Source organism: Pseudomonas sp. CLCA07, from assembly GCF_053615335.1.
Genome location: NZ_CM132131.1, coordinates 3,033,897 through 3,048,895 on the forward strand (window position 1 = coordinate 3,033,897; position 14,999 = coordinate 3,048,895).

The 14,999-nt window shown below is 59.1% G+C and carries 12 protein-coding genes; 6 read left to right on the forward strand and 6 right to left on the reverse strand.

Features of this window, described 5'->3' with window-relative positions; translation table 11 throughout:
* Positions 1–1,416 carry an acetyl-CoA carboxylase biotin carboxylase subunit gene (locus tag ACWGZX_RS14025; protein ID WP_452628725.1) on the reverse strand — a complete coding sequence of 472 codons (1,416 nt, stop codon included), beginning with the start codon at positions 1,414–1,416 and terminating at the stop codon, positions 1–3.
* Positions 1,417–1,607: 191 nt separating this feature from the next.
* On the opposite strand from ACWGZX_RS14025, the gene ACWGZX_RS14030 reads away from it, so the two are divergent.
* Positions 1,608–2,570: a LysR family transcriptional regulator gene (locus ACWGZX_RS14030; protein ID WP_452628726.1), complete on the forward strand. Its 963-nt coding sequence runs from the start codon at positions 1,608–1,610 to the stop codon at positions 2,568–2,570.
* Here the strand turns inward: ACWGZX_RS14030 and ACWGZX_RS14035 are convergent.
* The 3 genes from ACWGZX_RS14035 to ACWGZX_RS14045 form a co-directional block, all read right to left on the reverse strand.
* A complete protein-coding gene (locus tag ACWGZX_RS14035; protein ID WP_452628727.1) occupies positions 2,512–2,721 on the reverse strand; it encodes a PA3496 family putative envelope integrity protein in 210 nt (69 codons plus the stop codon). The two genes, ACWGZX_RS14030 and ACWGZX_RS14035, sit on opposite strands and share 59 nt — an antisense overlap.
* A 213-nt stretch (positions 2,722–2,934) precedes the next feature.
* Positions 2,935–3,801: a transcriptional regulator HexR gene (hexR, locus tag ACWGZX_RS14040; RefSeq protein WP_025131545.1), complete on the reverse strand. Its 867-nt coding sequence runs from the start codon at positions 3,799–3,801 to the stop codon at positions 2,935–2,937.
* A 135-nt stretch (positions 3,802–3,936) separates the two neighbouring features.
* On the reverse strand, positions 3,937–6,807 hold the full coding sequence (locus ACWGZX_RS14045) for an EAL domain-containing protein (RefSeq protein WP_452628728.1): 2,871 nt from the start codon (positions 6,805–6,807) through the stop codon (positions 3,937–3,939).
* A gap of 258 nt (positions 6,808–7,065) precedes the next feature.
* Between ACWGZX_RS14045 and uvrD the strand changes: the two genes are divergently transcribed.
* The 4 genes from uvrD to ACWGZX_RS14065 all read left to right on the forward strand — a co-directional run bounded on the left by uvrD (position 7,066) and on the right by ACWGZX_RS14065 (position 11,436).
* Complete coding sequence (gene uvrD, locus ACWGZX_RS14050) at positions 7,066–9,249, forward strand: DNA helicase II (RefSeq protein ID WP_223521291.1); 2,184 nt, start codon at positions 7,066–7,068, stop codon at positions 9,247–9,249.
* Positions 9,250–9,396: 147 nt separating this feature from the next.
* Positions 9,397–9,837, forward strand: coding sequence for an EamA family transporter (locus tag ACWGZX_RS14055; RefSeq protein WP_452628729.1), 441 nt, complete (start codon positions 9,397–9,399; stop codon positions 9,835–9,837).
* A gap of 177 nt (positions 9,838–10,014) precedes the next feature.
* Positions 10,015–10,890, forward strand: a complete 876-nt coding sequence (locus ACWGZX_RS14060) for a Tim44 domain-containing protein (protein ID WP_223521295.1) — start codon at positions 10,015–10,017, stop codon at positions 10,888–10,890.
* Positions 10,891–11,028: 138 nt separating this feature from the next.
* Positions 11,029–11,436 (forward strand): SMI1/KNR4 family protein, encoded by a 408-nt coding sequence (locus ACWGZX_RS14065; protein ID WP_008073570.1) that lies wholly within the window; start codon positions 11,029–11,031, stop codon positions 11,434–11,436.
* A gap of 21 nt (positions 11,437–11,457) precedes the next feature.
* On the opposite strand, the gene ACWGZX_RS14070 is transcribed toward ACWGZX_RS14065, so the two are convergent.
* A complete protein-coding gene (locus ACWGZX_RS14070) occupies positions 11,458–13,221 on the reverse strand; it encodes a cation:proton antiporter (protein ID WP_452628730.1) in 1,764 nt (587 codons plus the stop codon).
* A gap of 200 nt (positions 13,222–13,421) precedes the next feature.
* Between ACWGZX_RS14070 and ACWGZX_RS14075 the strand changes: the two genes are divergently transcribed.
* Positions 13,422–13,904 (forward strand): acyl-CoA thioesterase, encoded by a 483-nt coding sequence (locus ACWGZX_RS14075; protein ID WP_027926265.1) that lies wholly within the window; start codon positions 13,422–13,424, stop codon positions 13,902–13,904.
* 115 nt (positions 13,905–14,019) lie between these two features.
* Here ACWGZX_RS14075 and pdxY read toward each other — a convergent pair whose 3' ends face one another.
* Positions 14,020–14,892 (reverse strand): pyridoxal kinase PdxY, encoded by an 873-nt coding sequence (gene pdxY / locus ACWGZX_RS14080; RefSeq protein WP_223521299.1) that lies wholly within the window; start codon positions 14,890–14,892, stop codon positions 14,020–14,022.
* Between the last annotated feature and the right edge of the window lie 107 nt (positions 14,893–14,999).

Below are 14,999 nucleotides of genomic sequence, written 5' to 3' on the forward strand. Positions count from 1 at the left end.
TCACAGGCCTGCGTGGGCGGCGATGGCGGCGGCGATGGCCAGGGCCAGCTCTTCGGGTTTGCGCTTGATCGAGTAGTTGGTCAGTTCAGGGTGGCTTTCAACGAAGCTGGTGTTGAACTGGCCGCTACGGAATTCCGGGTTACGCAGGATTTCCTGGTAGTACGCGGCGGTGGTCTTGACCCCTTGCAGACGCATGTCGTCAAGGGCACGCAAGCCACGGTCCATCGCTTCTTCCCAGGTCAGCGCCCACACCACCAGTTTCAGGCACATGGAGTCGTAGAACGGTGGGATGGTGTAACCGGTGTAGATCGCCGTGTCGGTACGTACACCGGGGCCGCCGGGTGCGTAGTAACGGGTGATCTTGCCGAAGCTCGGCAGGAAGTTGTTTTTCGGGTCTTCGGCGTTGATCCGGAACTGCAGCGCAAAACCGCGGTGCTGGATGTCTTCCTGTTTCACCGAAAGCGGCAGGCCGGACGCGATGCGGATCTGCTCACGCACAATGTCGATGCCGGTGATTTCTTCGGTGATGGTGTGTTCCACCTGCACCCGGGTGTTCATCTCCATGAAGTACACCTCGCCCTCGGCGAGCAGGAACTCCACGGTACCGGCGTTCTCATAACCCACGGCCTTGGCTGCACGCACCGACAGGTCGCCGATGTAGGCGCGCTGTTCCGGGGTCAGCTGTGGGCTCGGGGCGATCTCGATCAGTTTCTGGTTGCGACGCTGGATCGAGCAATCACGCTCGAACAGGTGCACCACGTTGCCAAAGCTGTCGCCAAGAATCTGCGCTTCGATGTGCTTGGGATTGACGATGCATTTTTCCAGGAACACTTCCGCCGAACCGAAAGCCTTGGTGGCTTCAGAGATCACGCGCGGGAAAGCTTGTTCGAGTTCTTCGCGGCTGTTGCAGCGACGGATACCGCGACCGCCACCACCGGAAGTGGCCTTGAGCATCACCGGGTAACCAATGCGCTCGCCTTCGGTCAGGGCTTCTTCGATGCCCGCGACGTTGCCTTCAGTACCCGGCGTCACCGGCACGCCAGCCTTGATCATGCTGCGGCGAGCTTCGGTCTTGTCGCCCATGCGGCGAATGACTTCAGCCGACGGACCAATGAATTTGATGCCACGTTCAGCGCAGATGTCTGCCAGCTCGGCGTTTTCCGAAAGGAAGCCGTAACCTGGGTGCAATGCATCGCAACCGGTTTCCACCGCCAGGTTCACCAGCTTGCGCGGGTTCAGGTAGCCGGCCAGTGGCTCGGCACCAATGCTGTGGGCTTCGTCCGCACGCTTCACATGCAGCGCATGACGGTCAGCGTCGGAATAGATCGCGACCGAGCGAATGCCCATCTCGGCGCAGGCACGTACGATTCGTACGGCAATCTCACCACGGTTGGCGATCAGGATCTTTTTTATCACTTTTGGAGGTTCCCTTGAGCCGGTGGTACCCACGACCTGCTAGACCAGGTCGACGCGTGACCAAATGTTTCGATTCAGTCGCAGGCCCACACTAGCCCCCACAAGGGATTAACAAAAATGAATAATAATTGGGTCAGGCATAAGTAAAGACTTATAGTTGATGCATCAGCCTGCGGCGGGAGCGACACAATATGCGTAAGTCATTGATGCGTATGACATTACGTCAATTGCAGATTTTCAATGAAGTTTGTGATTTACGATCCTACAGCCGGGCAGCCGACGAAATGTCGCTCACACAACCCGCCGTCAGCCTACAGATCCGTCAACTTGAGGAGCTGATTGGTCAGCCCTTGTTCGACTACGTCGGCAAAAAACTCTACATGACCGAGGCCGCAGAAGCACTCCAACGCGCCAGCCGGGATATTTTCGGGCGTCTGGAAAACCTCGATATGCAGCTTTCGGACATGCAAGGATCGCTGCAAGGCCAGCTGAAACTGGCGGTGGAATCCAGCGCCAAGTATTTCGTCCCGCACTTGTTTGCCGCGTTCAAACGTCAGCATCCGGAAGTAAACCTGCAACTGACGGTCGTCAATCGGGGGCAAGTGATTCGACGTCTGTCAGACAACCGCGATGACCTGGTGATCATGTCGATGGTGCCGCAGGACATGGGGCTGGAGTTCCTGCCCTTCCTCAACAACCCGATTGTTGCGGTGGCGCCACCGGATCATCCGTTGTGCCACATGGGGCCTCTGCGCTTGCAGGACCTTGAGCCCTACACCCTCCTGCTGCGCGAACCCGGTTCCGGGACGCGAATGGCGTGCGAAGAGTACTTCAAGGAAAAGCGCGTGCACTTCAACCAGACCCAGGAGGTCTCGTCAGCCGAAGCTCAACGTGAATGTGTGCTGGCAGGTCTGGGCGTAGCGCTGTTGACGCGCCACGCCCTGAACCTCGAGTTGGCGACCGGCGGATTGATAGAGTTGCCGGTCGAAGAGCTGCCGCTGTACCGCAGTTGGTGCCTGGTGCAGGCCAAAGCCAAGCGACTGTCGCCGGTGGCCCACGCATTCCTTGCGTTTATCCGCAGCGAGCGGGTGCAGATCAGTGCGCTGGTTGAGCGTTTCGACGCGAAGTTACCGGCGCTACGTGCCAGTAATTGAGCTCCAGATCAGGGAAATCACCGATCTCGGCCAGCAGTTGGCGGCGTTCGCAACGATCTTCGATGGCGCGGCGAAACTCCATGCGGCGCTGATCTTCTTGCTGACGACGGGTTTTGGCGGCGCTGTTGCGTTCTTCGTAGGGCTGGGCCATTTCGAGTCTCCCAAGGCGATTACGGGAGTTTCAAGATAGGCGCGGGGGATGACGGTTTGGCGGCGGACGGGTTACAGGCAGATGAAAGTTGTCATGTTTGAGGGCGCCTTCGCGAGCAGGCTCGCTCCCACAGGAGAACGCGATCAAATGTGGGAGCGAGCCTGGTCCGGGCGGCGTTCCGACGATTAAGGTCGGAACGACCTTACGACGACGTCAGTCGTCCAGCGCTTTCACCGATTTGGGCGACAGCCGCAAGCTGCGAAGGCTGCGTTTGACGCTCTTGAGGTGGTTGACCAGGCTCGGTCCGCGCGCCATTGCCACGCCCATCGCCAATACGTCGATCACCACAAGGTGAGCGATACGCGAGGTCAGCGGGGTGTAGATTTCGGTGTCTTCATGCACATCGATCGCCAGGTTGACGGTCGACAGCTCAGCCAGCGGCGTCTGGCTCGGACACAAGGTGATCAGCGAGGCACCACTTTCACGCACCAGGTTGGCCGTGATCAGCAGATCCTTGGAACGCCCGGACTGTGAAATACAGATCGCTACGTCAGACGGCTTCAACGTCACTGCCGACATCGCTTGCATGTGCGGGTCGGAATACGCCGCTGCGGTCAGCAGCAAACGGAAGAACTTGTGCTGGGCATCGGCAGCCACGGCACCCGATGCACCAAAGCCATAGAACTCGACGCGCTGAGCCTGGGACATGAGCGTGACCGCCCGCTGCAATTCCACCGGATCGAGCTTCTCGCGAACCTCCATCAAGGTATGCAGGGTGGTGTCGAAGATTTTCAGGCTGTAGTCGGCAACGGAATCGTCTTCATGGATCGCAAACTGGCCGAAGCTCGCGCCGGCCGCCAGGCTCTGCGCCAGCTTCAGTTTCAAATCCTGAAAACCGGAGCAACCAATGGCGCGGCAAAAGCGCACGATGGTCGGCTCGCTGATGCCGACGCTGTGGGCCAGGTCGGCCATGGAGCTGTGCATCACCGCCGCAGGATCAAGCAGCACGTGGTCGGCGACCTTGAGCTCCGACTTGCGTAAGAGGTGGCGTGACTGGGCGATGTGTTGCAGCAGATTCAAAGGGCTGGACTCTTTGTTATTGGCAGTTGCCGGGGATGTAGCAAGCTTGTAGTTATACTACAAGAATTGGCTTTTTGCCTGCTCAATGCGTAACTCGATGTCCCCATTTCAGGCGACGTGCGCTCCATGTAGCACCTATAAGGGGTTAGCGTCCTTACGTAACAGCTTGGCCAGTTCATCGGCTTCAACCGGGCGACTGATCAAATAGCCCTGCACTTCATCACAGCGCTCGGCTTTCAAAAACTCCAGCTGCTCCTGCCGTTCCACGCCTTCAGCCACCACTTTCAGCGACAATCCATGCGCCATCGCAATAATCGCCCGGGTAATCGCCGCATCTTCGCTGCCCTCCCCCAGACCGCGGATAAACGCCTGATCGATCTTCACGTAGTCCACCGGAATGCGTTTGAGATAGCTCAGGGACGAATACCCCGTGCCGAAATCATCAATCGCCAGCTTCACCCCCAGATCTCGCAGCTGCTGGAAGGTCGCGATGATGTGCTCGACGCTGTCCAGCAACTGACTTTCGGTGAGTTCCAACTCGAGGTAGTGCGGCGCCAGGCCGGTTTCTTCCAGCACTTGGCGCACCAGGCTGACCAGCTTGCCCTGACGCAATTGATGCACCGACAGGTTGACCGACACCCGGATCGGTTCAAGCCCCTGCCGCTGCCACTCGCAGGCTTGCCAGCAGGCCTGACGCAATACGAATTCGCCAATCGGGCCGATCAGGCCGATTTCCTCGGCCAGACCGATAAAATCTCCCGGCGGCACCCGACCCATGGTCGGATGATCCCAGCGCACCAACGCTTCGGCGGCGTTCAGTCGGCCCGTGGCGAGGCAGAGTTTGGGTTGGTAAAAAACTTTCAGCTGCTGTTCTTCAATGGCTTTGCGCAGCTGGTTTTCCAGCTGCAATCGCTCAAGGGTGCTGGCTTGCAGGCTTTCGGTATAAAACTGGAAGTTATCGCCACCCAAGTGTTTGGCGTGTTGCATGGCTATGTTCGACTGACTGACCAACGCAGTGATTTCCCGCGCGTTGTCCGGCAACATGCTGATGCCCATGGACGCACTGATCACCAGTTCATGACCATCAACGGTGACCGGCAAACGTAGCTTGCTCGACAAACGTTTCGCCACTCGCGCCAGGCTCGACAGGTTTGCGTAGGCATCGAACAGCACCGCAAACTCATCCCCGGAAAGCCTTGCGATCGTGTCGGCCTCTGGCAGTGCGTTGACCAGGCGTCGGGACATTTTCTGCAGCAGTTGGTCGGCGACGTCATGACCCAGGCTGTCATTGAGTAATTTGAAGCGGTCCAGATTGATGTGCAGCAATGCCAGGCTACGCCCGCCCTGACGCACGCGCTGGTGTGCCTCGCGCAGCCGTTCCCGGAACAACGAACGGTTCGCCAGGCCCGTCAGCTCGTCGTAGTGGGTCAGATAACGCATGCGCTCTTCGGATTCGCGACGGGCCGACAGATCGGCGAAGAAGCCGACAATATGACTGACGTTTCCCCTTGTATCGCGCACCACGTTCAGTTGCAGCCATTGCGGATAGAGCTCGCCATTTTTACGGGTCTCCACCAACTCGCCTTGCCAGGTTCCGTGCTGCTCCAACGCGTGATGAATTGCACCGTAGTGTCGGCGCGCATCGCGACTGCACGGTAACTCGACGACGTTACGGCCCAGCATGTCGTCGATGTCATAGCCGGTAACTCGGCTGAAGGCCTGATTGACCGCGATCAACGCATAATCGGGGTCGAAAATCACGATGCCTTCGCTGGCGGCTTCAAACACGGTCGCCGCCAGTTGGCGTTGGTCTTCCTGACTCTTGGTTGCGCTGATGTCACGACGGGTGCCGACCATGCGAATCACCCGACCGTTTTCGCTGCGCTCAACGGCCCTGCCGCGATCCTCAATCCAGACCCAATGGCCATCGCCATGCCGCACGCGGTACTCGATCTGGTAGTCCTCACTGCGGCCTTTCAAATGCTCGACCAACGTTCGCTTCAGCACCGGCACGTCTTCCGGGTGTAGACGAGGTTTGAGGTGACGAAGCATGGCCGTCACGTACTCCGGTGCCAGGCCGAACAATTCCTGGATCTGCGTGTGATGGACTTCATCGGTTTGCAGGTTCCAGTCCCACAGCCCGAGTTCGCTGGCATTCAACGCCAACGCCAGGCGCGCTTCACTCTTGCTCAGGGCCTGGTTCGCGGCGTCCAGCTCCAGGCTGCGCTGGGCAACACGGTTTTCCAGTTCGACCTGGGCTTCACGCAATTGGTCTTCGGCGCAGCGGCGCTGGTCGATTTCCTTGGCCAGTTCGTGATTGAGTTGATCGCTACGGCTTTGCGCTTGCTGCAAGTGCTCGATCAATGCCTGATTCTGGAAGCGCCGCAGCAATCCGCGGTCGATCAGGCGGTTGATCTGCCAGGCGATCACACTCAGCGCCCCCAACAAAATCAACCCGAACCAACCCCAGCCTTGACCCTGTGCGTCGCCGCCCCAGAATAAATAGAGGATGGCCGGCAACAGGCAGGGCAAGGTAAAAGACAGAAACGCCGGCAGGCTGACCGCGTACGCAACGCTGGCAGAAAGGGCGGCGGCGCCGATCAGGCCGAACACCCACGCTTGCTGCATGAAATTGTCGGCGGGCACCAACGCAATACCGGCGCCGGCCAGCGTCAAGCCGGTAAGGCCGGAGCCGAGCAAAAACATACGACGCCAGATCGGATGCGCCTGCCGGTCAGGAATCGCCGAATCGAAGGCCGCGACCTGAATCACCCGTAACGCCACCAGCGACAACAGCCACACCAGCCAGACGCTGACCAGGAAATGGCGCTGCGGATTCCAGAGCAAACGGGCGCAGACCAGACCATTGATCAACATGAATAACGTGGGCAGCAGCGAGCCCTGATAAAGCAGGCGCGTGCGTTCGACCGCCATTTCCATGGCGTACTGTTTGCGGATAACCCGAGGCGCCACCGTGGGGCCCGACAGGTCGATGCTGAGGGTCATAGGCAATGTTCTTGTTCTTATAATGATGAGCATGAGCCCGAAACGTCGTCGGAGCATACACAAGCCAATGCCCTTACCAAACTGCCCCGGATCACAAATTCGACATTATTTCAGCCCCCCGCCACCCCTCCAAAACCGTTGGAGCGCGGCCCGCCAACGCCTGCGGCGAGTGACTGACCGGTCGTCCTTTGTGGATCTTTCATCGGCTAATGCAAAGCTCGGTTTGCCCGGTGTGTCAGCGCACCCTAGAATGCCCCGATGCGCGATGATCTCTCCCTTCTGCTGAACTCACTCAACGATGCCCAACGCCAGGCCGTAGCTGCCCGCGTGGGTCGTCAGTTGGTCCTGGCCGGTGCTGGTTCCGGTAAAACCCGAGTGCTGGTGCACCGTATCGCCTGGTTGATCCAGGTCGAAAACGCCTCGCCCCACTCTATCCTGTCGGTGACCTTCACCAACAAGGCCGCGGCCGAGATGCGTCAGCGCATCGAGCAGCTGATGGGGCTCAACCCGGCCGGCATGTGGGTTGGCACCTTCCACGGCTTGGCGCACCGCTTGCTGCGTGCGCACTGGCAGGAAGCCGGCCTGAGCCAGACCTTCCAGATTCTCGACAGCGATGACCAGCAACGGCTGGTCAAGCGGGTGATCCGCGAGCTGGGTCTGGACGAACAACGCTGGCCGGCCCGGCAGGCCCAGTGGTTCATCAACGGGCAAAAAGACGAAGGTCTGCGCCCACAACATATTCAAGCCAGCGGCGACCTGTTCCTGGCAACCATGCGCAGCATTTATGAGGCTTACGAGGCTGCTTGCCTGCGCGCTGGCGTTATCGACTTCTCCGAATTGCTGCTGCGTGCCCTCGATTTATGGCGCGATCACCCGGGCTTGCTTGCCCATTACCAGAAGCGCTTCCGGCATATTCTGGTGGACGAGTTCCAGGACACCAACGCCGTGCAGTACGCCTGGTTGCGTTTGCTGGCCAAGGGCGGCGACAGCCTGATGGTGGTGGGCGACGACGATCAATCGATTTACGGCTGGCGTGGCGCGAAAATCGAGAACATCTATCAGTACTCCGACGATTTCCCGGATGCCGAGACCATTCGTCTGGAGCAGAACTACCGCTCCACCGCCGGGATCCTCAAGGCGGCCAACGCCCTGATTGCCAATAACACCGGGCGTATGGGCAAAGAGCTGTGGACCGATGGCGGCGAAGGCGAAGCGATCAACCTGTACGCCGCGTTCAACGAACACGATGAAGCACGCTACGTGGTGGAAACCATTGAAAGCGCGCTGAAAACCGGCTTGGCCCGCAGCGATATCGCGATTTTGTATCGCTCCAACGCCCAATCGCGCGTTTTAGAAGAAGCCTTGCTGCGCGAGCGCATTCCGTACCGCATCTATGGCGGTCAGCGCTTCTTCGAGCGGGCAGAGATCAAGAACGCCATGGCTTACCTGCGCTTGCTGGAAGGCCGTGGCAATGATGCGGCGCTGGAGCGGGTGATCAACGTCCCGGCCCGTGGCATCGGCGAGAAAACCGTCGAAGCGATTCGCGACCACGCCCGTCACAGCGATGTGTCGATGTGGGAAGCCATGCGCCTGCTGGTGGCTAATAAAGGCCTGACCGGTCGCGCTGCTGGCGCGCTCGGCGCCTTTATCGAGCTGATCGAGAATCTCGCCGCCAAGTGCATGGAAATGCCCCTGCACCTGATGACCCAGACGGTCATCGAGCAATCAGGGCTGATTGCCTATCACCAGGCGGAAAAAGGCGAGAAAGGCCAGGCTCGGGTAGAAAACCTTGAGGAACTGGTCAGCGCGGCGCGCAACTTCGAAAACGCGGAAGAAGACGAAGACCTGACGCCGCTGGCGGCGTTCCTTGGCCATGCATCGCTGGAAGCCGGCGATACTCAGGCCGAGGAGCACGAAGACAGCATTCAGCTGATGACCTTGCACAGCGCCAAGGGCCTGGAATTCCCTTACGTGTTCCTGGTGGGCATGGAGGAAGGTCTGTTCCCGCACAAGATGAGCCTGGAAGAGCCCGGCCGTCTTGAGGAAGAACGCCGTCTGGCCTACGTCGGCATCACCCGTGCCATGAATAATCTGGTGATGACCTATGCTGAGACCCGACGCCTGTACGGCAGCGAAACCTACAACAAGGTGTCGCGTTTCGTACGGGAAGTGCCCAAAGGCCTGATTCAGGAAGTGCGGCTGTCCAACAGCGTCAGCCGTCCATTCGGCGGCGGTCAGCAGCAGAGTTCCAGCAGCCTGTTTGGCGGCAGCGAGATCCCGGACACCGGTTTCAGTCTCGGCCAGACTGTGCGGCACTCGGTGTTCGGCGATGGCGTGATCCTGAATTTCGAAGGCGCCGGCGCTCAAGCACGGGTGCAAGTGAATTTCAGCGAAGGCAGCAAGTGGCTGATGCTCGGTTACGCCAAGCTGGAAGCTATTTAAGGGCTAACTGATCAGCTTTTCTGTGGGAGCGAGCCTGCTCGCGAATGCAAGCAACTCGGTATATCTGTTTAACCGCGGTGTGGCTATCGCGAGCAGGCTCGCTCCCACAGGGCTTTGTGTTGAATCCACCTCAACAGGCGCGAAATAATGGGCTCAGGCTTCTTTTCTTCCTGGACATTCTGGGCCCTGATGTCGGCGGCGTTTGCCGCCATGACCGCGATCTTCGCCAAAATCGGCATCGAAAACGTCAATTCCGACTTCGCCACCCTGCTACGCACCGTGGTGGTATTGGTCAGCCTGGCCTTGATTTTGTACGCCACGGGCCAATATCAGACATTAGGATCGATCTCCGCCAGGAGCTACCTGTTCCTGTTGCTGTCGGGACTAGCCACCGGTGCCTCGTGGATCTGCTACTTCCGCGCGCTGAAACTGGGGCCGGCTTCGTTGGTCGCTCCAGTGGACAAACTCAGCGTGGTGCTGGTGGCGGTGCTCGGCGTGGTCCTGCTGGGCGAAAAACTCGACCTGCGCCAATGGGGCGGAATCGGACTGATCACGGCCGGTGTGGTCTTGCTCGCGCTGCGACGCTAGGCCTCTTTCCTACAGAACTATCCATTCGTCCTACGGACCAAAGTAAAAGGCCTTATTGCGCTGACTGAAGCTGAACGCAACCTGTCAGGCAAAAGCCCGAAACACTCTGCCGCTAGCCAGTAACACTTCAGCTGTGCAACATGGCGCGCGTGCCATCCACAAATGGGATTACCCTTTATGAAACGTTTTCTTAGCATCGCCATGGCGTTGTGCATCGGCCTGACGATGAGCCTCGACGCCAACGCCAAGCGCTTTGGTGGCGGCAAGAGCTCCGGCGCTGCGCCGACTCACCAGACCAGCCAAATGGCACCTTCTTCTCCAGGCATGGGCGGCGCTGCGGCGACTGCTGGTGCTGCCGGTGCCGCTGGCGCCGCGGCCAAGGCTGGCGGTGCTTCGCGCTGGCTCGGCCCTCTGGCCGGCATCGCTGCCGGTGGCCTGCTGGCTTCCATGTTCATGGGCGGCGGCTTCGAGGGCATGCAGATCTTCGACATCCTGATCATGGCGGTCATTGCCTTCCTGGTCTTCCGCTTCATCGCCGCTCGTCGTCGCAAGCAGCAAGAGCACATGGCTCCAGCTGGCCACGCGCCGATGCAGCGTGAAGTGTTCGAGAACAAGCCTGCTGGCGGTTCGATCTTCGGCGGTTCGGCTGCACCGGTTGCCGCTCGTCCGGTAATCAATGCTCCGGCCTGGTTCAATGAAAAGAACTTCATTGAAGCGGCCCGCAACCACTTCCAGTCCCTGCAGCAACACTGGGACGCTAACGAAATGGACAAGATCGCCGAGTTCGTGACCCCGCAGCTGCTCGAGTTCCTCAAACGCGAACGCGCTGACCTGGGCGAAGGTTTCCAGTCGACCTACATTGATAACCTCAATGTTCAACTGGACGGCGTGGATGACCGTGCCGACAAGACCATCGCCACCCTGACCTTCAGCGGTGTGTCGAAGACCTCGCGTTTCGACCAGGGTGAAGTGTTCAGCGAAAGCTGGAACATGGAACGTCCACAGGGCGAAAACCAGCCGTGGCTGGTGGCCGGTATCCGCCAGAACGGCTGATCCCCCTTGCGTTAAGTATGCTGTAGTAAAAAAACCCCAGCCTCGGCTGGGGTTTTCTATTTCGCGGTTGCATCTATAGCGAGCTACTGTATAAACCGCCCCAACTAAACCGCGCCATCAAGCAAGAGGATCCCGGACGTGGAAGAAATCATTGAACAACTGCGTGAAGCCAACGAACCGGTACCGGTCCCCTTGGAGCTGCCTGACGAAGATCAGATCGTGGAAATCGAAGAACAGCTGTTCATCGACATTCCGTTCGTCTTCAGAGAATTTTTGCTGACCGTCAGCGACGTGGTCTACGGCAGCCTGGAGCCGGTGACCGTCACCGACCCGCAATCCCACACCTACCTGCCGGACGTTGCCGCCAACGCCTGGGACGCTGGCGTCGATCGCAGCATGATCCCGATCTGCCAGGACGGTGACAACTACTACCTGGTCGAAGAAGACGGCACCGTGGTGTTGTGGTTAGCCGAGGAAGAACTGCTCGCCGAAGAAACCTGGGAATCCGTGTGGCACTGGGCGCGGGATGTCTGGCTGGAAAGCTGAAACACCTGCTGCTCCGCGTGGTCAATGTCCGGACGATTGCTTGTGGTTGTCCAGGGTTTCGAGCAAGGCCACCTGCATCCGCGTATGTACGCGGATGAACCAGCGCCAGAGCAATGCCGCGACGGCGGCAGCGACCACGATGATCAATACCAGCAACTTGTTAGTCGGCAGAATACTGGCCGACAGGGCTGCCAGTAGCAGGAAAATCACCAGCAGCGAGAGGATCGGAATCACTTCGGCGATCACCCGACGCACTCGCTGCGTGTGACGGCCTGCCATCTCCGGCTTCACCCCCATCTCTGCCAACAGCAGCGACAGCGCCTTGAGCTTGCGATAGGCGGCGATCAGGAACGGTAGCGACAACAGCAGTGCCCCACCCCAAATCAAAGCTTTCTGCCAACTCGGGTCGCTGATCCAATCTTCCAGCCAGGCAGACATGCGCTCGGCGAAATACGCGCCCGAGAAAAAAATCGCAATCACCAACGCCAGATTGACCCCCACCTGCAACAAAATCCGCCGAATCATCGACGCCAGCAGCGCGCCCTCGCCTTGCGGCTGAATGCTGCGCAGCCACTCGCCATACATCCCCAAAACCCTGCCCAGCCGTTGCGGAATAACGCCAGCAAGCTTGATCGATAGCGGATCGGCCGCGCGGATCAGGTACGGTGTCAGCAGCGTGGTAATCACCGAAACAGCCACGGCGACCGGATAGAGGAAGTTGCTGGTGACCTGCAGCGTCATGCCCAGCGCGGCGATGATGAAAGAAAACTCGCCAATCTGTGAAAGCCCCATCCCCACACGCAGTGAGGTGCGCCCATCATTCCCGGCGATAAAGGCGCCAAGACCGCAGGACAACATCTTCCCAAGCACCACAGCCACGGTAATGACCGCAATCGGCCAGGCATATTGCAGCAGGATCATCGGATCCAGCATCAGGCCGATGGCGACGAAGAAGATTGCACTGAACAAGTCACGAACCGGTTCAATCAAACGCTCTATTTTCAACAGCTGTCGCGATTCAGCCATGATCGCGCCAATCAAGAACGCGCCGAGCACCATGCTGTACTCCAGCTTCACCACCAGCAGACAGAAACCGAAACACAGGCCGAGCACGGTGATCAGCAGCATCTCGTTGCTTTCGAATTTGGCCACGTACGCCAGCAGCCGTGGCACCAGCAAAATCCCGATGACCAGCGCGACAATCATGAAAAGCGAGAGCTTGCCGACCGTGGAAAACACTTCGCCGGAGCTGACCGTGCCGCTGACCGCGATGCTCGACAGCAACGCGATGATGCCGATACCGAGTATGTCCTCGACGATCAGCACACCGAAGATCAATTGCGCGAAGCGCTCGTTCTTCATCTTCAGGTCGTTGAGTGCCTTGACGATGATGGTGGTCGAGGAAATCGCCAGGATCGCGCCGAGGAACAGCGAGTCCATGGTGTTCCAGCCGAACCAGCGACCGATCTCGAAACCGATCCAGATCATCAGCACGATTTCCAGGAACGCCGCGATAAACGCCGTGGCGCCGACCTTGAACAGCTTGCGCAGGCTAAATTCCAGGCCGAGGCAGAACATCAGGAAAATAACCCCGAGTTCCGCGAGGGTCTTGATGGTGTCTTCATCGTGAATCAGGCTGAACGGCGGCGTGTGCGGACCGATGATGAAACCGGCGACGATGTAGCCCAGCACCACCGGCTGTTTGAAGCGATGGAACAACACAGTCACCATGCCCGCGATCAACATGATCACCGCCAAATCCTGAATGAAACTGATGGCATGCATGGCGCGGAGCTCCTCAGGGGACTTTTGGAGGTTAACACCACGACTTCCGTCGCAAAGGCGGTGCAATATATGGAAACAGATCGGCCCAGGCGTGACGGCAGCCACCTGCCCGGCGTCCCGATAACTGTTGGTTTGAAAAAGCTGACAAGGCACCCGCAGAGGTGCGCCCCTGAAATTGCGCCTTGAACCGTGAGAACGCTATGGAACCCGGAAACGCACAACTGTCGATGACGGTATTGATGACCCCTGACATGGCCAACTTCTCTGGCAATGTCCACGGCGGCACCTTGCTCAAATACCTCGACGAAGTCGCGTATGCATGCGCCAGCCGTTATGCCGGTCGCTACGTGGTGACTCTGTCGGTGGACCAGGTTATTTTCCGCGAGCCGATTCATGTCGGCGAATTGGTGACCTTTCTGGCTTCGGTCAACTACACCGGCAACACCTCCATGGAGGTGGGCATCAAGGTCGTGACCGAGAACATCCGCGAGCGCTCGGTGCGCCACACCAATAGCTGCTTTTTCACCATGGTCGCGGTGGATGACAACCGCAAACCCGCTGTCGTCCCGCCGCTGCAACCGCATAACAGCGAAGAAAAACGCCGCTTCATTCAGGCACAGCAGCGTCGGCAGATTCGTCAGGAGCTGGAAAAGCGGTATCAGGAAATCAAGGGTGATGCCTGAGATCTGTGACCCGTTTTAGATAGCCATCGCGAGCAGGCTCGCTCCCACATTTGATCTGTGTCATGCACAAATTCAGTGTGGGAGCGAGCCTGCTCGCGAATGGATTCAACGCGGATCAGAGACTGATCGCCGTCGCCTCGAACCGCACCCGCGGATGGGCAATCCGGTCCTGCGCCCGCACCAGTTCCAGCTCATAGCTGGCACAGGCCTGAGTCTCCAGCAACACTTCATGCACCGCAGACGCTGTAAACTCGAACGCAGCGACCAGACTATCGCCCAACAACACCCGCGCCAGGAACAGCCCGGACGTCAGGTCCCCCACGCCCACCGGCTGACGCGGAAACGCCAGCAGCGGGCGACGCAGATGCCAGCTGCCCTCGGCAGTCACCAGCAACATCTCGAAGCCATCCGCCGGTTTACCGGGATAGTCCAGATGCTTGACCAATACCGCCTTCGGCCCACGCGCCAACAGCGCTCGCGCCATGGCCAGGCAATCGAACAGTGACTGCGGTTTGCGTCCCGAGAAGCTGTCCAGTTCCAACTGGTTCGGGCACATGAAGTCAGCCACCGACGCCGCTTCTTCCAGCAGGAAGTCGCTGACTTCGGCCGGTACACTACAGCCTTTCTCCGGATGGCCCATCACCGGGTCGCACAAATACAGTGCCTTGGGATTCATCGACTTGATGCGCGCCACGCCGGTCAGGATCGCCCGGCCCTGAGCAGCACTGCCGAGGTAGCCGGACAGCACCGCATCGCAGTTGCCCAGTTCGCCAATCGCGGCAATGCCTTCGACCAACTCAGGGATCTGGTGGGGCGCCAGCACTTCACCCGTCCACTGGCCGTACTGGGTGTGGTTGGAGAACTGCACGGTGTTGAGCGGCCAGACATTCACCCCGACCCGCTGCATCGGGAAAACCGCGGCGCTGTTGCCAGCGTGGCCGAACACCACGTGGGACTGAATGGCGAGCAGATGGGGCGTACGTTTCATGCGGTGAGTTTTCCGTAAAACCATTGAAATTCAAGCCGCTCAGTATGCGACGAAACGCAGCCTGTACGACAGACCGGCGACGCAGTTAAGCTGACACCATCTAGTTG

Coding starts and splice junctions, on each gene's coding strand:
- ACWGZX_RS14070 (WP_452628730.1), bottom strand. CDS start 13,221: ATGCATGCCATCAGTTTCATTCAGGATTTGGCGGTGATCATGTTGATC.
- ACWGZX_RS14055 (WP_452628729.1), top strand. CDS start 9,397: ATGGGCTCAGGCTTCTTTTCTTCCTGGACATTCTGGGCCCTGATGTCG.
- ACWGZX_RS14075 (WP_027926265.1), top strand. CDS start 13,422: ATGGAACCCGGAAACGCACAACTGTCGATGACGGTATTGATGACCCCT.
- ACWGZX_RS14035 (WP_452628727.1), bottom strand. CDS start 2,721: ATGGCCCAGCCCTACGAAGAACGCAACAGCGCCGCCAAAACCCGTCGT.
- uvrD (WP_223521291.1), top strand. CDS start 7,066: ATGCGCGATGATCTCTCCCTTCTGCTGAACTCACTCAACGATGCCCAA.
- ACWGZX_RS14045 (WP_452628728.1), bottom strand. CDS start 6,807: ATGACCCTCAGCATCGACCTGTCGGGCCCCACGGTGGCGCCTCGGGTT.
- ACWGZX_RS14030 (WP_452628726.1), top strand. CDS start 1,608: ATGCGTAAGTCATTGATGCGTATGACATTACGTCAATTGCAGATTTTC.
- ACWGZX_RS14060 (WP_223521295.1), top strand. CDS start 10,015: ATGAAACGTTTTCTTAGCATCGCCATGGCGTTGTGCATCGGCCTGACG.
- pdxY (WP_223521299.1), bottom strand. CDS start 14,892: ATGAAACGTACGCCCCATCTGCTCGCCATTCAGTCCCACGTGGTGTTC.